This window comes from Sphingopyxis granuli NBRC 100800, from assembly GCF_001591045.1.
Classification (GTDB): domain Bacteria; phylum Pseudomonadota; class Alphaproteobacteria; order Sphingomonadales; family Sphingomonadaceae; genus Sphingopyxis; species Sphingopyxis granuli.
In genome coordinates, this window is sequence record NZ_BCUA01000066.1 from 1 (window position 1) to 23,449 (window position 23,449).

General features: G+C 68.8%; 18 protein-coding genes and 1 pseudogene. 7 read left to right on the forward strand and 12 right to left on the reverse strand.

The annotated features are described in order from the left end of the window. Positions 1-136 precede the first annotated feature (136 nt). Positions 137-1,702, reverse strand: a complete 1,566-nt coding sequence (locus SGR02S_RS14295; protein ID WP_067111173.1) for a long-chain-fatty-acid--CoA ligase — start codon at positions 1,700-1,702, stop codon at positions 137-139. Between the two features lie 84 nt (positions 1,703-1,786). Here SGR02S_RS14295 and SGR02S_RS14300 point away from each other — a divergent pair, with 84 nt between their 5' ends. Next, complete coding sequence (locus tag SGR02S_RS14300) at positions 1,787-2,839, forward strand: cobalamin-independent methionine synthase II family protein (protein WP_067111175.1); 1,053 nt, start codon at positions 1,787-1,789, stop codon at positions 2,837-2,839. 102 nt (positions 2,840-2,941) lie between these two features. Here SGR02S_RS14300 and SGR02S_RS14305 read toward each other — a convergent pair whose 3' ends face one another. From SGR02S_RS14305 to SGR02S_RS14330, 6 genes are all read right to left on the reverse strand, one after another. Then, complete coding sequence (locus tag SGR02S_RS14305) at positions 2,942-3,634, reverse strand: alpha/beta fold hydrolase (protein WP_067111178.1); 693 nt, start codon at positions 3,632-3,634, stop codon at positions 2,942-2,944. A 26-nt stretch (positions 3,635-3,660) separates the two neighbouring features. Next, on the reverse strand, positions 3,661-4,581 hold the full coding sequence (locus SGR02S_RS14310; protein ID WP_067111181.1) for an NAD(P)-dependent oxidoreductase: 921 nt from the start codon (positions 4,579-4,581) through the stop codon (positions 3,661-3,663). Next, positions 4,578-5,876, reverse strand: coding sequence for a phosphopyruvate hydratase (eno, locus tag SGR02S_RS14315; protein WP_067111184.1), 1,299 nt, complete (start codon positions 5,874-5,876; stop codon positions 4,578-4,580). Before eno ends, SGR02S_RS14310 begins: the two co-directional genes overlap by 4 nt. After that, positions 5,873-6,853, reverse strand: coding sequence for a phosphotransferase family protein (locus SGR02S_RS14320; RefSeq protein ID WP_067111187.1), 981 nt, complete (start codon positions 6,851-6,853; stop codon positions 5,873-5,875). Before SGR02S_RS14320 ends, eno begins: the two co-directional genes overlap by 4 nt. Then, on the reverse strand, positions 6,854-7,981 hold the full coding sequence (locus SGR02S_RS14325) for an alpha/beta hydrolase (RefSeq protein ID WP_067111190.1): 1,128 nt from the start codon (positions 7,979-7,981) through the stop codon (positions 6,854-6,856). Positions 7,982-8,104: 123 nt separating this feature from the next. Further along, a complete protein-coding gene (locus SGR02S_RS14330; protein WP_067111193.1) occupies positions 8,105-9,739 on the reverse strand; it encodes a long-chain-fatty-acid--CoA ligase in 1,635 nt (544 codons plus the stop codon). 175 nt (positions 9,740-9,914) lie between these two features. Here SGR02S_RS14330 and SGR02S_RS14335 point away from each other — a divergent pair, with 175 nt between their 5' ends. Beyond that, positions 9,915-10,364, forward strand: a complete 450-nt coding sequence (locus tag SGR02S_RS14335) for a MarR family winged helix-turn-helix transcriptional regulator (protein ID WP_067111196.1) — start codon at positions 9,915-9,917, stop codon at positions 10,362-10,364. A gap of 4 nt (positions 10,365-10,368) precedes the next feature. Here the strand turns inward: SGR02S_RS14335 and SGR02S_RS14340 are convergent, their stop codons facing one another. Both SGR02S_RS14340 and SGR02S_RS14345 read right to left on the reverse strand, forming a co-directional pair. Beyond that, complete coding sequence (locus tag SGR02S_RS14340) at positions 10,369-10,944, reverse strand: NADPH-dependent FMN reductase (protein ID WP_067111199.1); 576 nt, start codon at positions 10,942-10,944, stop codon at positions 10,369-10,371. 71 nt (positions 10,945-11,015) lie between these two features. Further along, positions 11,016-11,522, reverse strand: coding sequence for a MarR family winged helix-turn-helix transcriptional regulator (locus SGR02S_RS14345; RefSeq protein ID WP_067111202.1), 507 nt, complete (start codon positions 11,520-11,522; stop codon positions 11,016-11,018). A 170-nt stretch (positions 11,523-11,692) separates the two neighbouring features. Here SGR02S_RS14345 and leuD point away from each other — a divergent pair, with 170 nt between their 5' ends. Further along, a complete protein-coding gene (leuD, locus tag SGR02S_RS14350; RefSeq protein ID WP_067111205.1) occupies positions 11,693-12,301 on the forward strand; it encodes a 3-isopropylmalate dehydratase small subunit in 609 nt (202 codons plus the stop codon). A 250-nt stretch (positions 12,302-12,551) separates the two neighbouring features. On the opposite strand, the gene leuC is transcribed toward leuD, so the two are convergent. Then, a complete protein-coding gene (leuC, locus tag SGR02S_RS14355; RefSeq protein WP_067111208.1) occupies positions 12,552-13,973 on the reverse strand; it encodes a 3-isopropylmalate dehydratase large subunit in 1,422 nt (473 codons plus the stop codon). 453 nt (positions 13,974-14,426) lie between these two features. Between leuC and SGR02S_RS14360 the strand changes: the two genes are divergently transcribed. The 3 genes from SGR02S_RS14360 (at position 14,427) to SGR02S_RS14370 (ending at position 19,294) form a co-directional block, all read left to right on the forward strand. Next, positions 14,427-16,736, forward strand: coding sequence for a TonB-dependent receptor (locus SGR02S_RS14360; RefSeq protein WP_169799692.1), 2,310 nt, complete (start codon positions 14,427-14,429; stop codon positions 16,734-16,736). A 77-nt stretch (positions 16,737-16,813) separates the two neighbouring features. Continuing rightward, on the forward strand, positions 16,814-18,520 hold the full coding sequence (locus SGR02S_RS14365; protein ID WP_067111214.1) for a sulfatase family protein: 1,707 nt from the start codon (positions 16,814-16,816) through the stop codon (positions 18,518-18,520). Positions 18,521-18,610: 90 nt separating this feature from the next. Continuing rightward, the gene (locus SGR02S_RS14370; RefSeq protein WP_067111224.1) at positions 18,611-19,294 is read left to right on the forward strand and encodes a response regulator transcription factor; all 684 of its coding nucleotides are present in this window, start codon (positions 18,611-18,613) and stop codon (positions 19,292-19,294) included. Positions 19,295-19,488: 194 nt separating this feature from the next. Here SGR02S_RS14370 and SGR02S_RS14375 read toward each other — a convergent pair whose 3' ends face one another. Both SGR02S_RS14375 and SGR02S_RS14380 read right to left on the reverse strand, forming a co-directional pair. Next, the gene (locus SGR02S_RS14375; RefSeq protein ID WP_067111217.1) at positions 19,489-20,538 is read right to left on the reverse strand and encodes an acyl carrier protein; all 1,050 of its coding nucleotides are present in this window, start codon (positions 20,536-20,538) and stop codon (positions 19,489-19,491) included. Between the two features lie 112 nt (positions 20,539-20,650). Next, a complete protein-coding gene (locus SGR02S_RS14380) occupies positions 20,651-22,858 on the reverse strand; it encodes a dehydrogenase E1 component subunit alpha/beta (RefSeq protein ID WP_067111221.1) in 2,208 nt (735 codons plus the stop codon). 159 nt (positions 22,859-23,017) lie between these two features. Here SGR02S_RS14380 and SGR02S_RS14385 point away from each other — a divergent pair. Then, a pseudogene (locus SGR02S_RS14385) lies at positions 23,018-23,449 on the forward strand (DUF4129 domain-containing protein); the annotation flags it as partial.

Sequence of the window (23,449 nt, forward strand, 5' to 3'; positions counted from 1 at the left end):
AGCTTCCCTGTCTCAGGGGTATAAACGCCAAATCGTCGCCCCGGCGAAGGCTGACGCCCGCGCGATGGTGGTCCCGGCTTTCGCCGGGACGACGGAAATCGGTCCCCGCCATCACGCCGTCAGGGTCGGAAAGCCTTTATCCCACCGCGCGGTCGCGGCCTTCCCAATAGGGCGCGCGCAGTTCGCGGCGCAGCACCTTGCCCGACGGGTTGCGCGGCAGCGCGTCGATGATGTCGACGCTTTTTGGCGCCTTGTAGGCGGCGATCCGCTCGCGCGCCCAGGCGATGACGTCGTCGGCCGCCACCTCGGCGCCGGGCGCCGGGACGATCAGCGCCTTCACCGCCTCGCCCCACCTGGCGTCGGGAACCCCGATCACCGCGACGTCGGCGACGCCGGGGCAGCCCATGATCGCGCTTTCCACCTCGGCCGGATAGACATTCTCGCCGCCCGACACGATCATGTCCTTGATCCGGTCGTGGACGAAATAATAGCCGTCGGCGTCGCGATAGCCGACGTCGCCGGTGTGCAGCCAGCCGTCGACGACCGTCTCGGCGGTCGCTTCGGGCCGGTTCCAATATTCCTTCATCACGATGTCGCCGCGGATCGCGATCTCGCCGATCTCGCCGGCACCGAGCGGCCGGCCCTCGCCGTCGAGGATCGCCATCTCGGCCCCCGGCCACGGCTGGCCGCAGGAGGTCAGCTTGCCCGGCAGGTCGTGCGCCGCGGGCGACAGATAGGAGCCGCCCCCCGCCGATTCGGTCATGCCGTAGAATTGCACGAAGTCGCAGCCGAAGACGGCGCGGGCGCGGCGCAGCACATCCTCGGCGATCGGCGAGGCGCCATAGGCGATCGAGCGCAGCCGCGCATAGTCGCCCGTCTCCGCCCCCGGCTGCTGCAGCATCATCTGGATCATCGCGGGCGCGAGGAAGGCGTGCGCGACGCGTTCCTCGCTCAGCATCGCGATCGCGTCGCCCGCGGCGAAATCCTTGACCAGCACCAGCCGCCCGCCCTGCGCGAGGCCGGAGAAACTGACGTTCGTCCCCGCGACATGGAACAGCGGCATGACGATCATCACCGTCTCGTCCTCGTCATAGGCGAAGCCGTCGATCTCGGTCGCCATCTCGAGGAAGCGGCGATAGGTCCGGTTCGCCAGCACTACGCCCTTCGGCCGCCCGGTGGTGCCGCTGGTATAGAGCTGGAGCACGTCGTCGCCCAGCTGCGGCTCGTCGGCGGGCGGCGTCGCGGGCGCGTCGCCGATCCAGGCGTCGAGCGATTCGAACGCCGGATGCGCGCCATAGAGCGCGACGAGCCGCGGCGGGTTCGGCAGTCCGGCGATCGCGGTGAGCGCGGTGTCGAAGAAATCCTCGCCGACGAACAGCAGCTTCGGCCCGGCATCGCCCAGGATGAATTCGATCTCGCCCGCCGCGAGCCGGCAGTTGATCGGCGCAAGGCAGGCGCGCGCCCGCGCGGTGCCGAAGAAGAGCGGATACCAGGCGTCGTGATTCTTGGTCAGCACCGACACGCGGTCGCCCGGCACGACCCCTGCGGCGATCAGCGCGTGCGCGACGCGGTTCGACTGCGCGTCGAGTTCGGCGAAGCGCGTCTCGCGGTCGCCGAACTTCACCGCGACCGCGTCGCCGCGCTTGCGCGCCTGCGCCGCCGGTATGTCGGCCAGCGTGCGGATGGCATCCAGGTCAATCATTTCGCTCTCCCACCGTCACTTTGATCTTGAGTTAGATAGAATACTAAGTAAATATTTGACTAGTCCAAAAAGAGAGGATTTGCCTTGGTCGATCACCCCATCCTGCCGACAACCATCGTCGGAAGCTACCCCCAGCCGGACTGGTTGATCGACCGCGAGCGGCTCAAGGCCAGCCTGCCGCCGCGTGTGCGCGCCGAAACGCTGTGGCGCATCCCCGATCCGTGGCTCGCCGACGCGCAGGAAGCCGCGACGCTGATGGCGATCCGCGACCAGGAGGAAGTCGGCATCGACATCGTCGGCGACGGCGAGATGCGGCGCGAAAGCTATTCGAACCGGCTCGCGACCGCGCTGTCGGGGATCGACCGCGAACGGCACGGCACCGCGATCGACCGCACCGGCAACGCGAATCCGGTGCCGCTCGTCTCCGGCCCGATCCGCCGCGTCGCGCCGATCGAGGCACAGGACGCCGCCTTCCTGCGCCGCCATTCGACGAAGCCGGTGAAGCTGACCCTCCCCGGCCCCTTCACCATGACCCAGCAGGCCGAGAACGGCTATTATCCCGACGCGCGGTCGCTGGCGATGGACTATGCCGACGCGGTCAATGCCGAGGTGCGCGACCTGTTCGCCGCCGGGGTCGATGTCGTCCAGCTCGACGAACCCTATCTCCAGGCGCGCGCGGGCGAAGCGCAAGGCTATGCGATCGAGGCGATCAACCGCGCGCTCGACGGGGTCGAGGGCATGACCGCGCTCCACATCTGCTTCGGCTATGCGATGGTCCACCACGGCGCGGGGGCGACCGGACCCAAGCCGAAGGCCTATGATTTCCTCGCCGAGCTCGAAGCCTCCGACATCGACGTCATCTCGATCGAGGCGGCGCAGCCGGGGCTCGACCCCGCGATCCTCGCCGAGCTGCCGTCCAAGACGATCATGTATGGCGTCCTCGACCTCTCGATTCCCGAGGTCGAGACCCCGGAGGTCGTCGCCGGCCGCATCCGCGAGGCGCTGCGCTACGTCGACGCCGACCGGCTGTGGATCGCCCCCGACTGCGGGATGAAATATCACAGCCGCGAGCATTCGCTGGCCAAGCTCAAGGCGATGGTCGACGGCGCGGCGCTGGCGCGCGCGGAACTGAAATAGCTTTGCCGTTCCCGCGAAAGCGGGAATCCAGGGTTGGATCAGCCGACGCGCACCCTGGATCCCCGCTTTCGCGGGGATGACAAGACGTTATTGCGCCGCAAATCACCCGTCGACGAATTCCGTCAGCAGCGGCACCACCACCTCGGGCGCCTCGATCGTGGTCAGATGCCCCGCGCCGGGCACCACCGCCAGCCGCGCGCCGGGAATCGCATCGGCGATCTCCTGATGATGCGCGCGGCTGGTGATGCCGTCCTTCTCGCCCCAGACCAGCAGCGTCGGCACCGCGATCTCGCCGAGCCGCGGGCGGCTGTCGATGCGCGCCATGATCGCGCGCTGCTGCGCGAGGAAGGTGTCGGCGCCGGTGTCGGCCGCCATCCGCCGCGCGATACCGAGCAGCCGCTCGTCGCCGCGCTTCTCCTCGGGGAAAAGGATCGGGATGCGTTCCTCGACCACCTGATCGAAGCGCCCGCTTTCCACCAGGTCGATATAGCCCTGCCGCCGCGCCGTCTGCGCCGGGCCGTCGGCCGAGGCGAGCGTCGACAGCAGCGCGAGCCGGGCGACGCGTTCGGGCGCGCGGCGCATCACCTCGAAGGCGACGAAGCCGCCCATCGCGTGCGCGATCAGCGCGAAGCGCGGCGGGGCGTTGTCGAGCAGCCGCTGCGCGAAATCCTCGATCCGGTCGTCGCTGCGATTGTCGGCGAGGATGACCTCGCGGTCGGCCCACGCGCCCAGCAGCGGCTGCCAGACGGCGTCGGTCAGAAGCTGGCCGGTGATGAGGACGATGGGGAGAGTCATGGTCTGAATTCCTGAAGCATCGGGGTTCATACGACGCGGTGCAGCAGCGCTTCGCCCGCGCAGAGCCGGCGGATATTCTCGTGCGCGACCGACAGGCTGCGCACCAGCGTCTCGGGCGTCAGCCACGCGATATGCGGCGCGAGCACGACGTTGGGCAGCGCCAGCAGTGGATCGCCCGGCGCCACCGGCTCGCGGTCGAACACGTCGAGCCCGGCGCCGCGCAGATGCCCCGAGGCAAGCGCCTCGACCAGCCGCGCCGCATCGACCAGCTCGCCGCGCGCGGTGTTCACCAGCACCGCGCCTTTCTTCATCGCCAGCGGATCGACGGCGCCGCGCGTCTCGTCGGTCAGCGGCATGTGCAGCGAGACGATGTCGGCCTCGGCGACGATGCGCTCCAGCGGCCAATAGTCGTAGGGCGCGTCGCGGCGGCTGCGCGCCGTGTAGACGACCCTGGCGCCCAGCGCCGCGAGCACCGGCGCTAGCAACTGCGCCGAATGGCCGAAACCGACCAGCCCGACCGTGCGCCCCGCCACCTCGCCGACGCTGTCGAGTTCGGACGGGTCGGCGCTCCACCCCTCCCCGGCGCGCGTCCGCCCGTCGAAGAAGCAGGTGCGGCGCAGCACCGCCATCATCAGCGACAGCGCCATCTCGGCGACCGCCTGGCTGTTGGTGCCGGGCATGTTGCACACCGCGACGCCGTGGCTCTGCGCCGCGTCGAGCGCGATCGTGTTGACGCCGACCCCCAACTTCTGGATCAGCTTCAGCTTCGGCGCCGAGGCAATGAAGTCGGGCGTGACGGGAGTCAGGACGTGGAGCAGCGCGGTGATGTCGGGCGCCACCGCGCCGAGCGGTGCCGCCTCGTCGACATGCACCACGACGCCGGGGCCAAAGACCGCGTCGACCGCGTCGCGGAATCCGGGGCTGGGGCGCGCGTGGAGGACGATCATGCCGCGACGGTCCCGATCGGCGCAGCAAAGGCGGAGAAGCCGGCGAACACCGCGTCGGCGCCCATCGCCTCCTCGATCCGCAGCATCTCGTTCCACTTCGCCATGCGTTCGGAACGGGTGAAGCTGCCGACCTTGAGCTGGCCCGCGTCCCAGCCGGTCGCGAGATGCGCGATGGTGACATCCTCGCTCTCGCCCGAGCGCGCCGAGACGATCGCGCCCCAGCCGCGCGCCACCGCCGCGTCGAGCGCGGCCTTCGCCTCGGTCACGGTGCCGACCTGATTGACCTTGATCAGCGCCGCGTTGCACACCGCCGCCTCGCCCGCGCGTTCGACGCGCTCCGCATTGGTGACGAGCACGTCGTCGCCGATGATCTGCACCCGGTCGCCGATCGCCGCGGTCACCGCCGCCATCGCCGTCCAGTCGTCCTGTCCCGCCGGATCCTCGATCGACAGGATCGGATAGCGCTTCGCCCATTCGACGATCCGCGCCGCCATCTGCTCGCTCGTCAGCCGCCCGTCGTCGAGCGCGAGGCTGTAGCCCGATGCGTCGCCCAACTCGTTCGCGGCGATGTCGAGCGAGATGAACACCTCCTCGCCCGCGCGGTGCCCGCTCGCCTCGATCGCCCTGGTCAGCGTGTCGAGCGCGTCCTCGTTCGAGTCGAAATTGGGCCACCAGCCGCCTTCGTCGGCGACCCCCGACAGCGGGCCCTTCGCCTCCATCAGCCGGCCCGCGGCGCGATAGACGTCGTCGGTGATCTCGAGCGCGCGGCGGAAGCTGCCCGCCTTCGGGCACATCACCATGAAATCCTGCACGTCGGTTCGCCGTCCCGCGTGCGCGCCGCCGCCGAAAATCTGGATTTCGGGCAGCGGAATGCGCGCCGGACGCCCGCCCGCCAGATAGCGCCACAGCGGCTCGCGCGCATCGGCCGCGGCCGCGTGGAGCACCGCCATTGACACCGCGACCACTGCATTGGCGCCGAGCCGCGCCTTGTTCGGCGTCCCGTCGAGGTCGCACAGCGCCTTGTCGACCGCCGCCTGATCGCGCGCGTCCATGCCGGCGATCGCCCCCGCGATCTCGGCGCCGATTCCGGCGACCGCGCCATTGACGCCATAGCCACCGAATGCCGTGCCGCCGTCGCGCAGGTCGATCGCCTCATGCGCCCCGCGCGAGGCACCCGCCGGCGCGATCGCGCGGCCGACCGCGCCCGATTCGAGCAGCACCTCGGCCTCGACGGTGGGCCGGCCGCGCGAATCCCAGAGCTGGCGGCCGGTGACGGAGGCGATACGCGAGGTCATGCAAAAGTCCTTTTCCAGTTGGCGACGAGTGCGTCGACGGGCGCGGGATCGCGCAGCAGCGCCCGCGCCTGATCGCGCACGATGCGCTTGTGTTCGGGGTCGGTCAGATAGGGGGCGGGCGACTTGCCCTCGACGCGCGCGAGCAGCAGCGCGGCGGTCAGCCGGCCGGCGCGCAGCAGCAGCCCGTCCGGCGCTTCCCAGTCGATGCCGGCGCGATAGGCCGCGACCAGCGCCGCCGCCGCGGCGCCCAGCCGCGCATCGTCCAGCCACACCGCCTTGAGCAGCAGGTGCGTCGTGCAGAAGGCGAGGTCGAAGGCCGGATCGCCATAGACCGCGCATTCGGCATCGAGGAACACCGGGCCGTCGGGGGCGACGAGGATATTCTTGGGACTGACGTCGCCATGCACCAGCGCGATCTTCGCCGCCGACAGCGCGCCGGCAAGCTCGCGCAGCACCGGCGCCAGCTCGGCGTCGTGATCGGCGACGTGCAGCAGGAAGGGATCGACGCGCAGCGCGCGGAACATCGCCTGGGTCGGAAAGGCGTCGCGGTCGGCGGCGCTGTTCGCGGTCGCGGCATGCACCGCGGCGATCCGCGCGCCCACCATCGCCGCGAAATCCGCATCGACGCGTCCCGCGATCAGTTCATCCTTCCACACCGGGCAATCGGGCAGGAAGCGCATCGCGAAGCCGTAATGCGGCAGCTCGGCGAGCACCTCGGGCGCGATGCGCGGATCGACGCCGCGCGCGCGCTTCAGCCAGCGCACCTCGCTCGCGCCGCGCTCTACCGGCGCGTGCCACTCGGCGGCGACGCGGAGCTGTTCGAGCGGGCGTTTGACGACGATCGGCCCCGCCGCCGTCTCGACCTTCCACACGTCGCATGATACGCCGCCGGTCAGCGGTTCGAGCGCCGGCGCCTCCGTCCCGATCAGGCCGGCGCCGCGCAACCCTTCGACGATGTCGGCGCCGGCCGTGTCCACTTACAGCTTCTCCCGGATCCACGCGCCGACGAGGTCGGCGGCATTCTGCCGCTCCTCGATCGAATCCTCGAAATAATGCGCGCCCTTGATCAGTTCGAGCTGCTTGTCGGTCGATCCGAGGAAATCGAAGATCTTGCGCGCATCGCTCGGGAAGACGCCGGTGTCGGCGGTTCCCTGGACGACCAGCGCCGGGGTGTCGTGCTTGGCGAGGTGCGGCTGGCCCTGGCAGGGCGAGGTTTCGAGGCTCCACATGTTGAGCCACGTCCGAATCGTGTTCGCGCGGCCGATGCTCGGCGAGCGGTTAGCGATCGCGGGGTCGCCGCGATAGCACCAGTTGGGCTTGCGGTCCGACGGGTCGATCGCCGGATCGACGCAGCGTATGTCGCCCCAGCAGCGGAACATCGGGAAGATGCGGTCGGGGATTCCGGCATCGTTGAGGCGCTTCAACTCGGCCTTCGCCCAGTCGGTGATCCGCTGGTTGCGCGCGCGCTGCGCGGCGCGATACCGGGCGATGAACTCCTCCGAATAGGGCGGGCCGTTGTCGGGATTGAACGGGTCGAGCGCGGGATCGGTCAGCGTCGGGTCATTCTCGTCGATCACCGACGCGTCCATCCAGTCGGTCAGCACCTCGGGCCGGCCCTGGTGCGCGTTGAAGCTGATATAGAGGTCGCCCTTCACCAGCTGCGCGAGCGCGTCCTGCCCGGCGGAGGACAGCCGGTCGGTCAGCGTCGGCGCGATCGCCTCGGCCTGATAGGCGCCCATCAGCGAGCCGCCGCCCGAATTGCCGAGGATGACGATCTGTTCGACCCCGGCCTCTTCCTTCAGCCACTTCATCCCGACGCCGATATCGAGCACCGCATGTTCGAGCAGGAACTGGTCCTCCATCCCGCGATAGCGCGTGTTCCAGCCGAGGAAGCCGAAGCCCTGCCGCGCGAAATAGGGCGCGATATAATGTTCGGAGAAATCGACGTTGTAATGGGTGGCGATGATCGCGACCTTCGGGCGCTTGCCCGCCTCGGTCCAGTAGATGCCCTGGCACGGATGCCCGCCGGCCTGGATGCGCGGCGCGGTCGGCGACACCCTTCCGATGAATTGCGCGTCCAGTCCTTCGATCCCGTTCGGGTCCATTAGTTTCTCTCCTGCTGGTTATATCTCACCATCGTCATCCCGGACTTGATGCGGGATCCATTCTTCCGACGCGGGTTGGATGGATCCCGGATCAAGTTCGGGATGACGAAAGTGGGGAACATATCAACGGCTGACCTCGAAAGGCAGTTCATAGCCTTCCAGCCCGGCGCGGATCGCCCTTTTGTCGATCTTGCCGGTGGGGCCGAGCGGGATGGCGTCGACGAACAGCACGTCGTCGGGCATCCACCATCTGGCGATCTTGCCGTCGAGAAAGGCCTTGAGGTCGTCGGCCGAAGCCGTCGCGCCGGGTTTCAGTTCGCACAGCAGGATCGGCCGCTCGTCCCATTTGGGATGCGCGACGCCGACCACCGCGGCATTGGCGACCGCCTCGTGCCCCATCGCGATATTCTCGATCTCGATCGAGCTGATCCACTCGCCGCCCGATTTCACCACATCCTTGGCGCGGTCGGTGATCTGCATATAGCCTTCGGCGTCGATCGTGCTGACGTCGCCGGTATCGAAGAAGCCCTCTTCGTCGAGCACGTCGCCGCCCTCGCCGCCGAAATAGCCCGCCGCGATCGTCGGTCCCTTGATCATCAGCCGTCCGGGCGTCCGGCCGTCGTGCGGCAGGCGGTTCCCTGCATCGTCGACCAGCTTCATCTCCAGCCCGCAGAGCAGCCGGCCCTGCTTCAGCTTGTACGCCATCTGATCGGCGTCGGACTTCGCGGCGACCGACGCGTTCGGGACCGAAACGGTGCCGAGCGGCGATGTCTCGGTCATCCCCCAGCCCTGGATGACGTCGACGCCATAATCGTCGCGGAAGGTGCGGATGATCGATTCGGGGCACGCCGATCCGCCGATCGTCACGCGCTCCAGCGTCGTGAAGCGCTTGCCGTTCTCCTGCATATATTGCAGCAGCATCTGCCACACGGTCGGCACCGCGGCCGAATAGGTGACGCCCTCCTGCTCGATCAGGTTGTAGATCGATTCGCCGTCCATCCGCTGCCCCGGCAGCACCAGCTTCGCGCCGACCGCGGGCGCCGAATAGACGACGCCCCAGGCGTTGGCGTGGTACATCGGCACGACGAGCAGCACCGTGTCGCGCGCCGAAAGCGCGAGCGCGTCGCGCTGCAAGGTCATCAGCGCGTGGATGTAATTGGAGCGGTGCGAATAGAGCACGCCCTTCGGATTGCCCGTCGTCCCGCTGGTGTAGCAGAGACCGCAGGCGGCATTCTCGTCGAACCCGCCCCACGCATAGTCAGCCGGATGATCCGCGATCCAGTCGTCGAAGGCGACGGCGGGAAAGCTCGTCTTCGGCAGCGAGGCCGCATCGCAGAAGAAGATCACCTTCTCGATCGACGGCACCTGCGGCAGCAATTCCTCGACAAGGTCGGCGGTCGCCGGGTCGGCGATCAGCAGCCGGTCGCCGGCATGGTTCGCGATATAGGCGATCTGTTCGGGAAACAGCCGCGGATTGAGCGTGTGGAGCACCGCCCCCATCCCCGCCGCGCCGTACCAGGCGGCAAGGTGGCGGGCGCCGTTCCAGCCCATCGTCGCGACGCGGTCGCCGGGCGCGATGCCCTCTGCGGCGAGCGCGTTCGACACGCGCCCGGCGTCGGCGTGGACGGCGGCATAGGTGGACCGGGTGACGCGCCCCTCGGCATCGCGCGACACGATCTCGCGCGCGCCGTGCCAGGCCGCTGCATGGTCGATGATGCGATCGACGGTCAGCGGCACATTCTGCATCAGTCCGTCCATGGGCCCGCGGTCCTCCCTCGTTGGTCCGGCCTCCTTGCATCCCCGGCCGGTAAAAGCATAGTATACTAAGTATCTCCGGTTTGCAACGCCGCTCTGCCTTGCTTCGCCCCGTCCCTTCTTCTAGCGTCGCGCCGCCGGCGTCCGACCGGGAAACAGGGGTTCATCGCGGCATTCCATGCGCACCAATCAGCTCATCATCGCACTATTCCAACGCTTCTGCTGGCTCGACGAAGGGTTGCAGTCGCGGCTTCACGATCGCGGCTGGCCCGACATCAGCCGGCCGCAGTCGATGATCATGACCAACATCGCCAGCGGCATCGTGCGCCCGTCGGACATCGCGCGCAACCTCGGCGTGTCGCGCCAGGCGATCCACAGCACGATCAACCAGATGGTCCGGCTCGGCGTCGTCCGGCTGGAGGTCGACCCGCGCGACCGCCGCCACATGATCGTGTCACTCACCGAACTCGGCGCGCGGATGCGCCGCGACGCACAGCGCGCGATGGACGCGCTCACCGGCCAGCTCGCCGAAAAGCTGGGGCAGGATCGCTTCGACGCGCTGCTCGAAGCGCTCGAGGCCGACTGGGGCGACAATATCGAGCGCCGGCCCGCCGTCGAGCGCGCCTGAAGTCCTAACCCGCCAGTGCGGCTGCGACCGCGACCAGCCGCGCCGCGGTCATGTCGACCAGCGACGCGGGCAGCGCATCCTTGAGCGCGCCGTCGGTGTCGAACGCCGCATGGGCGTTCGGCACCAGCACCTGTTCGGGAATCACCAGCGTCTGCACGGTCGAAAGGATCTGGCGCAGGTGCGCGAGCGCCCGCAGCCCGCCGAACGGGCTGATCGATGCCGCCATCACCGCCGTCGCCTTGCCGCGATAGGCGGTCAGCGCGACGAGCCCCTCGTCGCCGGTCGGGCGCGACGCCCAGTCGATCGCGTTCTTGAGCAGCGGCGGCACCGAACCGTTATATTCGGGCGACACGAACAGCAGCCCGTCCTGCGCCGCGAACAGCTGCTTGAGGCGCAGCGCGTCGGGCGGAAAGGCCTCCGCCTCCAGCGCCGCCGAATAGAGCGGCAGGTCGAAGGTCGCCAGATCGACCTCGACCACCTCGGCGCCGTGCGCCGCGAGCCGGGCCGCGGCGAGCCGGGCGAGCGCACGGTTGAACGATCCGGCGCGCGTGCTGCCGGCGATGACTGCGATATGGGTCATGGTCCCTCCCGATCGAAATTGGTTAGTGTTCTAACCTTCAATCGGGGCGGGGGCAACCGCCGACGAACGGATCAGGCGCTGGCGTCCGACAGGATCGTCAGCTTCGCCGTCTCGTCGGCGAGGTTGGCGATGACGCGGCGCATCAGCGCCTGCAACTGCGCGACCTCCTCGTCGCTCATCCCGCGCGTCGCGATCTGGTGCACCTCGGCGTTGATCGGCGCGAGCAGGATTTCCAGCTTCTTCGCGTGCGGGGTCAGATAGATGAAGGTCTTGCGCCGGTCCGCGTCGGTCTTGCGCCGCGTGATGAAGCCGGCCTTCTCCAGCCCTTTCAGCGCGACCACCGTCGTCGGCTCGCGCATCCCGACCCGCTCGCTCAACTCGCGCTGGGTGATGCCGTCCTCGCGCCACAGCTGGCGCAGGAAGCGCCACTGGCCCGACGATACGCCGTGCGACAGCGTGCCGCGTTCGAGCAGGCGCGAAAAGGAGCGAAAGGTGATGCGGGCGAGATAGCCGATGCTGTTTTCCGGATTGGTGAAATATTCGGCCGGATAGCGCAATGTCGGATTCGTCTTGGCCAATGCTCTTCCCCCCAATCGGTCCGCGGGCGCGCGGACCCTGCCTGATCGAACGAACCGGAAACCGACCGTAGGGGCCTCTGATTCGTCCGGCAATAGTTTCGGCGCGCCGGCAGGGTTGGACAGCGCCGCCGATCCGATATACTTAGTATCCTAAGTTCAAAGGATGGGCCATGCTAAAATTCGATCGGCTGACCGCGACCGCCGCACCGCTCCCGCTCGCCAATGTCGACACCGACATGGTCATACCGGCGCGCTACATGACGTCGCTCACCCGCGACGGGCTGGGCCGCCACCTGTTCCACGAACTGCGCTACCGCGACGACGGCGCCGAGCGCGATTCGTTCATCCTCAACCGCGGCCCGTGCCGGAACGCGCAGATATTGATCGCCGAACGCAATTTCGGCTGCGGCTCGTCGCGCGAGCATGCGGTGTGGGCGCTCACCGATTTCGGCATCCGCTGCGTCATCGCGCCCAGCTTCGGCGACATCTTCGCGAACAATGCGCGCAAGAACGGGCTGCTGCTGGTCCGCCTTCCGGACGCGCTGTGCCAGAGACTGCGGCGCGAGGTCGAACTGGCGCAGTTCGCGCCGATCACCGTCGACCTCGCCGAGCAGCGCATCGACCTCGCCTCCGGCGAATCGCTGGCCTTCGCCGTCGATCCCGATGACCGGCGCACGCTGATGGAGGGGCTCGACGACATCGACCGCACGCTGCGCCACGCCGCCGCGATCGCCCGATTCGAGACCGCCCGCGCGGCGCGTTCGGTCGGGGATTCGTGAATATTCCGGTTTCGACGGAGTCATCCTTTCCTTCGGCATGCTGAACCTGTTTCGGCATCCATGCCCCCGGAAACAAGTTGACGATCATCCCGGTCCGACACGGAATCGTCCCCCGGCGAAAGCCGGGGTCCATGCGGGGCGGCGCTACGCCATCCGGGCCCCGGCCTTCGCCGGGGAACAGGCTCTTGCCTGACCGATGGGCATATAGGCCAAAGGCGATGAGGGTGGCGCAGCGAAGCTGAACGCCGGCTCAGCGCGGCGCGTCGAGGTCGTCGGGCGCGGCGATCGCGCCCGCCACCGCGCTCGCCGCCGCAAGCGCCGGGCTCATCAGGTGGGTGCGGCCGCCGCGTCCCTGGCGATTCTCGAAATTGCGGTTCGACGTCGCCGCGCAGCGCTCGCCGGGATGCAGCCGGTCGGGATTCATCCCGACGCACATCGAGCAGCCCGGCTCGCGCCAGTCGAAGCCCGCGGCGCGGAAGACGGCGTCGAGGCCCTCCGCCTCGGCCTGCCGCTTGACCAGCCCCGATCCGGGCACCGCCATCGCGCGGACGTGCGGCGCGACGCGGCGCCCGCGCAGCACCGCGGCGGCGGCGCGCAGGTCCTCGATCCGGCTGTTGGTGCAGCTGCCGATGAACACGCGGTCGAGCCGCTGCCCGGCGATCGGCTGCCCGGGCGTCAGGTCCATATAGGCGAGCGCCCGCGCCGCGGCGGCGCGCGCCTCGGCGCTGGCGAAGCGCGCCGGGTCGGGGACGTGGCCGCCGATTCCGACCACCTGTGCCGGATTGGTGCCCCAGCTCACCATCGGGCCGACGGCGGCGGCATCGACCCACAGCTCATGGTCGAAATGTGCGCCCTCGTCGCTCGCCAGCGCGCCCCAGCGCGCCAGCGCCGCGTCCCACGCCGCCCCCGCCGGCGCGGCCGGGCGCCCCTTCAGATAGGCATGGGTCGTCGCATCGGGCGCGATCAGCCCGGCGCGCGCGCCCATTTCGATGCTGAGGTTGCACAGCGTCATCCGCGCCTCCATCGACAGCGCGCGGATCGCCGACCCGGCATATTCGATGACATGCCCGGTCGCGCCGTCGACCCCCAGCATCGCGAGCAGGTGGAGCGCGAGGTCCTTCGCGTGGACGTGCGGCGCCAGCACGCCGTCGACCGTGATCCGCATGTTGCGCGAGCGGCGCTGGCGGATCGTCTGCGTCGCGAGCACATGCTCGACCTCGCTCGTCCCGATGCCGAAGGCGAGCGCGCCGAAGGCCCCGTGGGTCGAGGTATGGCTGTCGCCGCACACGATCGTCATCCCCGGCTGCGAGCGCCCCTGTTCGGGGCCGACGACATGGACGATGCCGTTGCGCGGGTCGCCCATCGCGAACTGCTCGACCCCGAAGCGCGCGCAATTGTCGGAAAGCGCCTCGATCTGCGCGCGCGCCTGGCCGTCGGCGACCGCGGCGGGCCCGCCCGCCTGCCCCTCGGTCGGGACATTATGGTCGGAAAGCGCGAGCGCCAGTGCGGGCCGCCGCACCGGCCGGCCGGCGGCGGCGAGCGCGGAGAAAGCCTGCGGCGAGGTCACCTCGTGCAGCAGGTGCAGGTCGATGTAGAGCAAGGTCTCGCCATCGTCCTCGGCGACGACGTGCGCGTCCCATATCTTGTCGTAGAGCGTGCGCGGCGCGATCATCGGCGGGCAGCCTTTCCGCGCCGGGCGCGCGCGGCGAAGCGACTCGGGCGCAGCGCGCGCCGGGCCGCCGCCATCCTTTCGTCGCCGCCTTTCGATTTTCGCACCGTCGCGCTCCCCCGACGCGCCTCCCGCCCGCCGGGCGGAGTCGCGCAAAATACTTAGATATCTAACTTGTAGCCAATCCACCCCCGATGTAGCAAGCGCTTTTCCGGGGATTTCCCCTTTTTCATCATGATAATACTTAGCACTTGAAGTATATTTTTCCTATGCTAATGGAGCCGTGGGACGTGAGGATCGCAGACCCGTCGGCGCCGGACACAGGCCGGGGCCGCATCGCGAGTGAAGAGGCAAAAAGCCCCCAGGACTCCCGTTCCACCAAGGCAGCGGCCGTATGACGGTCCGCCGCGCAAATGCGCGGGCGGGCGCGTGCGTCCGCCCATCAGGGAGGACATGATGAAAACCGCATTTCTGTTTCTTTCGGTCGCCGCCGTCGCGCTGACGAGCGCGCCCGCCCACGCCCAGTCGGCCGACGAGGGCGCTTCGGGCGGCGGCTTCGGCGATATCGTCGTCACCGCGCAGCGCCGCAGCGAGAGCGTGCAGGACGTGCCGATCTCGATCTCCGCCTTCAACAGCGAAATGGTCGAATCGAGCGGCAGCACCAATATCACCAGCCTCAACGGCATCGCGCCCAACGTCGTGCTGCAGACGCAGGGGCTGGTCGCGAACGTGCCGATGATCTCGATCCGCGGCATGAGCACGGCGGACCCCGATCCCAACGCCGACCCCAAGGTCAGCACGATCATCGACGGCGTCTATATCCCCTTCGTGTCGAGCACGATGCTCGACCTGTTCGACGTCGAGCGCATCGAGGTGCTGAAGGGTCCGCAGGGCGTGCTGTTCGGCAAGAACAACCTCGCCGGCACGATCAACGTCATCACCGCGCGGCCGACCGACGATTTTGGCGGCGAGGCGCGGGTCACGCTCGGCTCGTTCGGGCTGAAGCAGTTCCGCGGCAAGCTCAATTCGGGCCGTTTCGCCGACGACGCGCTGGCGGCCAAGGTCTCGGTCAATTTCCGCGACTATAACGGCTACGCCCGCAACGTGATCACCGGCAACCGCCTCAACGGCGCCAATGTGAAGTCGGTGCGCGGCGCGCTCAACTTCGACCGGGGCGGCGCTTTCGATTCGACGATCGTCGCCGACTGGCTGAAGCAGAAGACCACCGGTCCGGCGCCGCACGTCCTCGACAACGGCGATGCCAACTGGGACCTGCTGCCCGACGTCGTCAAGACCGACGTCCGCAAGGCGGCGGTGCTGTTCGATCCCTATGCCAACACCGAAACCTATGGCGGGTCGTGGACCTCGAACCTCGACGTCGGCTACGGCACGATCACCTCGGTGCTCGGCTATCGCCACCTGACCTATGTCACGCGCGGCGATTTCGACGGGCTGATCGATCCCCGTCCGGCGCTCGACGTTATCCGCGATTTCTCGGGCGAATCGAAGAGCGGCGAGCTGCGCTATGTCTCGCCGGCGGGCGAGCCGGTCGATTTCGTCGTCGGCCTCTATTACCAGACCGACAAGTGGCGGCAGTTCAACACGGTGTTCGCGACCCCTACGACGACGACGTTGGCGCAACTGCACCAGAACACCGAAAGCTATGCGGTGTTCGCGCTGGTCAACGCGCATCCGGCCGACGGGCTGACGCTGTCCATCGGCGGCCGCTTCAGCCATGACAGCAAGAAATACGACATCGCGACGCAGGTGCGAACGAATACCACCTCGGTCGGGAACCTGACCGGGGACGCCTATACCCAGGCGGTGATGCAATCGCTGCTCAGCGGCGCGCAGCTTTCGTCCTTCGCGACCAGCCTCAAGGCATCGTGGTCCGAATTCACCCCGCGCCTGACCGTCGAATATCGCGTTTCGCCGAGCGCGATGGTCTATGCCAACTATTCGCAGGGCTACAAGGCGGGCGGCTTCAACTCGCGCGGCACGATCGCGGAGAATGTCGGCCCCTATAACCCCGAATATGTCAACGCCTTCGAAGTCGGCGCGAAGACCGACCTGTTCGACCGGCTGCTGCGCTTCAACGTCGCGGGCTTCGTCAACAATTATCGCGACCTTCAGGGGTCGGTGACGAAGATGGGCGCCGTCCGCGCGGAGAATATCACGACCAACATCGCCGCGGCGAAAATCTACGGCTTCGAGGTCGAGACGCTGCTGCGTCCGGCGGACGGCCTCACGATCGGGGCCAACCTCGCCTATCTCCACGCGCGCTATACCGATTTCTGCGCGGACACGAACGGCGTCTTCACCAACGGGGCGCCCGAACCCGGCCAGTGCGGTCCGGCGCAGCCGATCCTGATCAACGGCGTGCCCAACGGCACCTTCGCAGTCCCGACCGATTCGTCGGGCCTCGACCTCGCCAACGCGCCGAAGTGGAGCGGCAGCCTGGCGGTCGACTATGCGATCCCGATGTCGTTCGGCGAGATCAAGCTGCACAGCGATGCGCGCTATTCGTCGCGCTTCAACACCTGGGGCCGCAGCAACCTGCCCGGCTATTACCGCGACGAGGTCGTGCTGCTCAACGCGAGCATCGCGGTCGCGGGCGAGGACGACCGGTGGAAGGTCACCCTCTACGGCTCGAACCTCACCGACCAGAAGGTGATTTCGGGCGCGACCAACGCCGGCGCGACCCCGATCTCGCAATTCTATCAGCCGCCGCGCGAATTCGGGGTCGACTTCGCGGTCAAATTCTGACGGCCATGTCCCGCGGCGCCCCGACCGGCGCCGCGGGATTTTCTGTTTCTGCAAAAGGACCTATACGGGAGAGTCTGATGACCTGGGATCTGGATCGCCGCACGTTCGTCGGCATGGGCGCGCTCGCCACCGCGGGGCTGGCGCTGCCAGCCTATGCGAAGAACGGCCGGAAGCTGAACGTCCTGATGATCGTCACCGACCAGGAACAGAGCATCGCCAGCTATCCCAGGGGGCTGCTCGAAAAGCTGCCCGCGCACCGCGAGCTGCTCGAACGCGGGATGCTGGTCGAAAACTATCACGTTCACACCACCCCCTGCACCCCGTCGCGCTCGACGATCTTCCAGGGGCACCACACCCAGCAGACGGGGCTGTTCCTCAACAGCGACAACGCCCCCTATCCGGTCGCGGCGGAGACGATGCCGACGCTCGGCCACATGATGCAGGCCGCGGGCTATTACACCAGCTACAAGGGCAAGTGGCACCTCAGCCGGATCAACTTCGACCGCAACTGGACGCGCATTCCGGGCGGCATCTATCCGACCACCGAACATGCGATGGAGAAATACGGCTTCCACGACTACGGCTTCGACGGCGAGGAGGTCGGGCTGACCTGGGACGGCTATCGCGCCGACCGGTTCGTCGCCGGCGACGCGGCGCGCTCGATCTTCGACTATGCGCAGCGCGACAAGGCGGGCGGCAAGCCCTGGTTCCAGGTCGTTGGGCTCGTCAATCCGCACGACATCATGTTCTATGACGCGACCGGCAAGCAGGCCGAAAGCCGCCCCGATCCCAACATATTGGGCCCTCTGCGCCGCGAGCCGGGCGACCCGCTCTATGCGGTCGACAACAAGTTCGACCTGCCCGAAAGTTTCTACAAGGACGATCTGTCGGGCAAGCCCGAGGCGCATCGCGCGATCGTCCGCCTCAACGACCTCTTCTACGGCGCCATGCCCCACGACGACGAGGAAAGCTGGCACCGCTTCATCAACTATTATTACAACTGCCTGCGCGACGTCGACCGCAGCATCGGCCAGCTGCTCTGGGCGCTCAAGGAAAGCGGCCAGATCGACAACACGATCATCATCTACACCAGCGACCATGGCGAGCGCGCCGGCGCGCACGGGATGCGCCAGAAGGGCGCGACCATGTACCGCGAAGAGGTCAATATCCCGATGATCGTCGCCCACCCCGATTTCGCGGGCGGGCGCACGACACGCGGGCTGATGGGCGCGATCGACCTCGCCCCGACGCTGATGAGCCTCGCGGGGCTGTCGGCGGACGAGCAGAAGACCCGTTTCCCCGGCCTGCCCGGGCTCGACGTCTCGGGGCTGCTCGCGGCGCCCACCGCGCCGACCGAGCGCGACCGGCAGGGGCATCTCTTCAACTATGCGGTCGCCCATTATTGGGAGCCGACGTCGGTCGCGGCCGACCGCGCCGCCAACCTCCCGTCGGGCGAGCCCGATTACGGCAAGCGCTTCGATCTGTCGAAGCGCCGCCTGCACCGCGGCATCCACGATGGCCGCTACAAGTTCGCGCGCTATTTCGCGCCGGCGCATCACCACACGCCGACCGACTGGAAGACGCTGACTGCGATGAACGACCTCGAACTCTACGATACGAGCTCCGACCCCGGCGAGATGGTCAACCTCGCGAACGACCCGAAGCACAAGGCGACGGTGCTCCGGCTCAACAAGATGGTCAACGCGCTCGTCGCGCGCGAGGTCGGGGCCGACGACGGCCGCGAATATCCCGGGCCAACGGAGATGTACAACCAGCCTGCCTGACCCCCGCGCCCCTGCGATCGCTTCGGATCGGCGCCGGAATCGAGCGAATCCCGCTGGGCTTTGCCGGCGTCCGCCCGCAGCATCGCGGGCGTGAGCGACAGCGGCGGCCATATCCATCTCGTCCTGCCCGACCCGGTCGAGCGCGCGGCCTGTTTCCGGCTGCTGGCGCGCGGCGCCAATCGCGTGGTGCGCAGCTTCGCCAGCGCCGACGCCTGGCTGGAGGCGCAGGACGGTGCGCGCGGCGGCATCCTGCTGCTGCGCTGGCGCCAGCCCGGCCCGACGAGCGGCGCCGCGCTGCTCGACCGGATCGCCGGGCGCGGCGACCTGATCGCCTTCGTCGCCGCCGAGCGGCTCAGCTTCGACGAAGCGCGCGCGATCCTGCGCGCGGGCGCGCGCGACCTGCTGCCCGCGCCGCTCGACCCGCGGCTCGTCCGCCGCACGGTGGAGGCGGCGCTCGACGAGTGGCGCGAACGCGAACGCGCCGCCGCGCGGCACCGCGAGGCCGCCGCCCGCCTCGCCGCGCTGACCCCGCGCGAGCGCGACATATTGGAGGCGGTCGCCGCCGGGCTCGGCAACAAGGCGATCGCGCGGCGCTTCGACCTCAGCCCGCGCACCGTCGAGGTGCACCGCGCCAGCATGATGCGCCGCGCCGGCGCCGCCAGCGTCGCCGAGTTGCTGCGGCTGCATTTCACCGTCGAGCAGGAGGGCGCGCGCGGCGGCAATCCGGTCCATTTCGGCGCAGGCGCGGCCGGCGGTGCCGCGCCCCGCCTATAAGGAGATCGAACGGCGGTCCGCCCTTGAGTTGGTCCCCATCGGCGTCGCCGTTCGTCTGCACGGGCCCAACCCCACCTGGACCGTGCGTCCCACGCGTGCCGGCGGAGGAGGTTCCACCTCCGCCGGCCGCAACCTAAAGCGGCGTGCCGTAAATCTGCATCACGCCCAATCGTTCGGATTCATGGCTCGATGCTCTACCCCGCCACCAGCGCGCGCTGCTCGGCGCGGCCCATCGCCAGCAGGATCGGATCCGACGCCTGCCGCTGCGCAAAGGCGGCCTTGCTCGTCAGCCCCTGCCAGCCGATGCCGATCAGCGCCTGCGCGATCGCGCCGCCCAGCGTGTCGCCGGGGCCCGGCAGGATGATGACGTCGGGCGCATATTCCTTCACCGCCACCTGCACCGACAGCGCGAAATCATAGGGCGCGAGGATCTGGTGTCCGAAGCTGTAGTCCCAAAGCATCGCCGGGTCGGCGGAAAAGCGCCGCCAGACATGCCCGCGCCCATCGACCAGCGGCAGCGCGGGCCAGTCGAACAGCGTCGCGGGCAGTTCGGCGCGCGCGCGTTCGGCGCTGCCTGCCATCAGCGGCGTGTGGAACGGCCCATGCCCGGCGAGCCGCAGCGGGTCGCGCTCCGGCGTCGGCGGCGCCTCTGCCAGCAGCGCGGCGAGCCCGTCCTCGTTACCCGCGAACACCAGCATCCCGGCAAGGTCGATCGACAGCGCCAGCGCATGCCCCGGCCGCGCGTCGATCGCGGCGGCGAGCGCGAGCAGCGTGTCGCGCAGCCCCGACACCGGCCGCCAGTCCGCATCGACGATCTGGAGCAATATCTGCCCGCCCGGCCCGTGCGCCTGGCTGTTGAGCCCCATCGCATTGGCGATGCGGAAACCGTCGGCGACCGACACCGCACCGCCGATCGCGAGCGCGCTGTACCAGCCCATCGAATTGCCGAGCGCCGCGACGACGTCGTAGCGCTCGCGGTCGATGCTCAACCAGTCGAGCAGCGTCGCGGCATAGATCAGCGGCGCCGCGACGTCGCCGCGCATATGCGTCGCGACGCTGAAGCGGTCGGCGCCGTCGAGCTCGCTCACCGTCGGCTGCCCGCGCGCGCGGCGCTGCGCGTCGAAATTGGCGATGAGGTCGGCGAAGCGTGCGCCGTGCAGCCGCGCGATGCTGCCCAGTTCGCCCTTGCCATAGGTGCCGCGCCCCGGCGCGACAACGATCGCGGTCCTCTTATTCGCGGTCATCCTGCCCTCCGTTCGTGCTGAGCTTGTCGAAGCACCGTTCTTCTCTTTCTTCTCTCTTCGGTTCAAAACAAGGACAGCCCTTCGACACGCTCAGGGCGAACGGATCTGAGGATCAGTCTCTGGCTAAAAGCTCCCGCGCCGCCGCGACGATCGAGTCCCGGCTCGGCAGCGTCAGCGTCGCCGCCTTGCCCAGCGGGATGAAGCTGTCGTCGGCGGCGATCCGCGCGAGCCGCTTGCCCGGTGCGCGCTCGGCGAACAGCGCCATCAGCGCCTCGCTCTGCGACCCGGTGATCCGGCATTCGTCGACGATCAGCACCCGCTCCGCCGCGCCGGTCGCGGCGAGCAGCGCGTCGGCGTCGAGCGGCGCCAGCCAGCGCAGGTCGATCACCCGCGCCGCGACGCCCTCGGCGGCGAGCAGCTTTTCCGCCTGCCGCGACAGATAATATCCGTTGCCATAGGTGACGATGGCCAGATCGGTCCCGTCGCCATGCACCCCCGGCTCGCCCAGCCGGATCGGCACGCTTTCGCCCGGCGCCTCGTAGACGCTGGTCCACAACCCGTCGCCCTCCGCGTGCAGATCGCGGGTCATGTAGAGCGCGATCGGCTCGACGAACACCACCACTCGCTGCTCCTCGCGCGCCAGCCGCACGCATTCGCGCAGCATCGCCACCGCGTCGCGGCCGTTCGATGGCACCGCCAGGATCAGCCCCGGAATGTCGCGGAACACCGCCAGGCTGTTGTCGTTGTGGAAATGGCCGCCGAACCCCTTCTGATAGCCGAGCCCGGCGATGCGGATCACCATCGGGTTCGCATATTGGCCGTTCGAGAAGAAGCTGAGCGTCGCCGCCTCGCCGCGGATCTGATCCTCGGCATTATGGACATAGGCGAGGAACTGGATCTCGGGCATCGGCAGGAAATCATTGTGCGCCAGCCCGATCGCGAGGCCGAGGATCGCCTGTTCGTCGAGCAGGGTGTTGACGACGCGCGCCGAACCGAAGCGCTGGTGCAGCTTTGCGGTGACGTTGTAGACGCCGCCCTTCGGCCCGACGTCCTCGCCCGCGACGACGATCTCCTCGTGCGCGAGCATCAGGTCGGCGAGCGCCCACGACAGCAGCCGCGCCATGTGCATCGGCTTGTCCATCTGCGCGGCGTCGCCGCCGAACAGCGCCGCGCGATCCTCGGCCGACGGCGCATTCGCCCGCGCGCGCTCGCGCCTCGGCGGGATCAGGCTTTCCATCACCCCGGCGGCGGTCGTGATCTTCGGCCGCCGGATCGCCGCCTCGGCCTGCCGCACCAGCGTCGCGCCGATCTCCTCATAGGCCTCGGCGACCTCGGCCGCGGTCATCCAGCCGCGTTCGGTCATCAGCGCCGCGCCCGCCAGCAGCGGATCGCGCGCCTCGTCGGCCTCGATCAGCGCTTTCGGCAGATAGGCGCCCTGCACGTCCGACCCGGCATGGCCGTATAGCCGCACCGTGCGCATATGGAGGAACACCGGCTTGCGGGTGCGGCGCGCGAAGTCCGCCGCTTCCCTCGCCCCGGCATAGGCGGAGACGAGGTCGCTGCCGTCGCACGCGATATAGTGCAGCCCCGCGCGCTGGCGGAACTGCGCCGCGATCCAGCCGTCGGGGGTGCGCGTCGAAATGCCGATACCATTGTCCTCGCACAGGAAGATCAACGGCAGCGGCGTCCGCTGATACGCCGCCCAGCCCGCGGTGTTGAACGCGCCCTGTGCGGTCGAATGATTGGCCGAGGCGTCGCCGAAGCTCGCGAGCACCACCGCGTCGTCGGGCAGCGGCAGGCCGGTGCGCCCCAGCCGCCGCGCGATGCCGATCGAAAAGGCGGCGCCGACCGCCTTGGGCAGGTGCGAGGCGATGGTCGAGGTCTGCGGCGGGATGGACAGCGGCTTCGACCCGATCACCTTGTGCCGCCCGCCCGAAATCGGGTCCTCGGCCGACGCCGCGAAGCTCAGCAGCATGTCCCAGTCGGACGTCTGCCCCGGGAGCTGGCGCGCGCGCTGGAGCTGGAAGGCGTTCGAGCGATAGTGGAGGAACGCCATGTCGGTGACGCGCAGCGCCGCCGCGACCGCGGCATTGCCCTCGTGCCCCGACGACCCGATCGTGTAGAAACCCTCGCCGCGCGCCTGCAGCGCGCGCGACAGCCGGTCCATCTGGCGGCTGGTGAGCTGCGACAGGAAGATGTCGGTCGCCTCGGCGCGCGACAGGCCGACGGCGCCCGGATCGGGGGCATCGGCGCGATCGGGCAGCGCGCCCGCCGCCAGCGCCGCGAGGAATTTTTCATGCACCGCCTGTGCCGCGTCCACGCCGATCCTCCTGCTGCGCCTTCGCCATCCGGTTACACCTGTAACCATCGCCGCCTTTGCCGTGCGGTCCCCGGCGGCGCAAGCATCTCTTGCCTTGTCGCGCCGCCTCGCGCTACCACCTGTCGCGATGAGCGAGCGGCGCGGGGCCTGTTTTTTCCCATGATGGCATTGGCAATCGCCCAGGCGTCGGCGGCCGCCCAATCCGCTGCCCCATCCGCTGCGGCATCCGACCGGGGATGGCTGCTCGACCCCGAACTGATCGGTCCGGGCTTCGGCCAGACGATGGCGTCCGGCAGCATCCAGACCAGCATCCCGCCCCCGCCGCCGGTTCCCGAAACGCCCACATGGCTGTTGGCGATCGGCAGGGCGCTCGCCCGCTTCTTCGAATGGAGCGCGCCCGCCGGCAAGCCTTTGCTGTGGATCGCGGTGGCGCTGCTCGCGCTGGTTCTCCTCTACCATTTCGTTCCCGCCTTCGCGCGCCTTGTCGATGCGCTGCGCCGCCGGCGCGGCGACGCGCCCGCGCCCGACCCGGTGGGGACGGCCGAGGCGGGCGCGGCGCGCGTGCTGCTGGCGGAGGCCGACGCGCTCGCC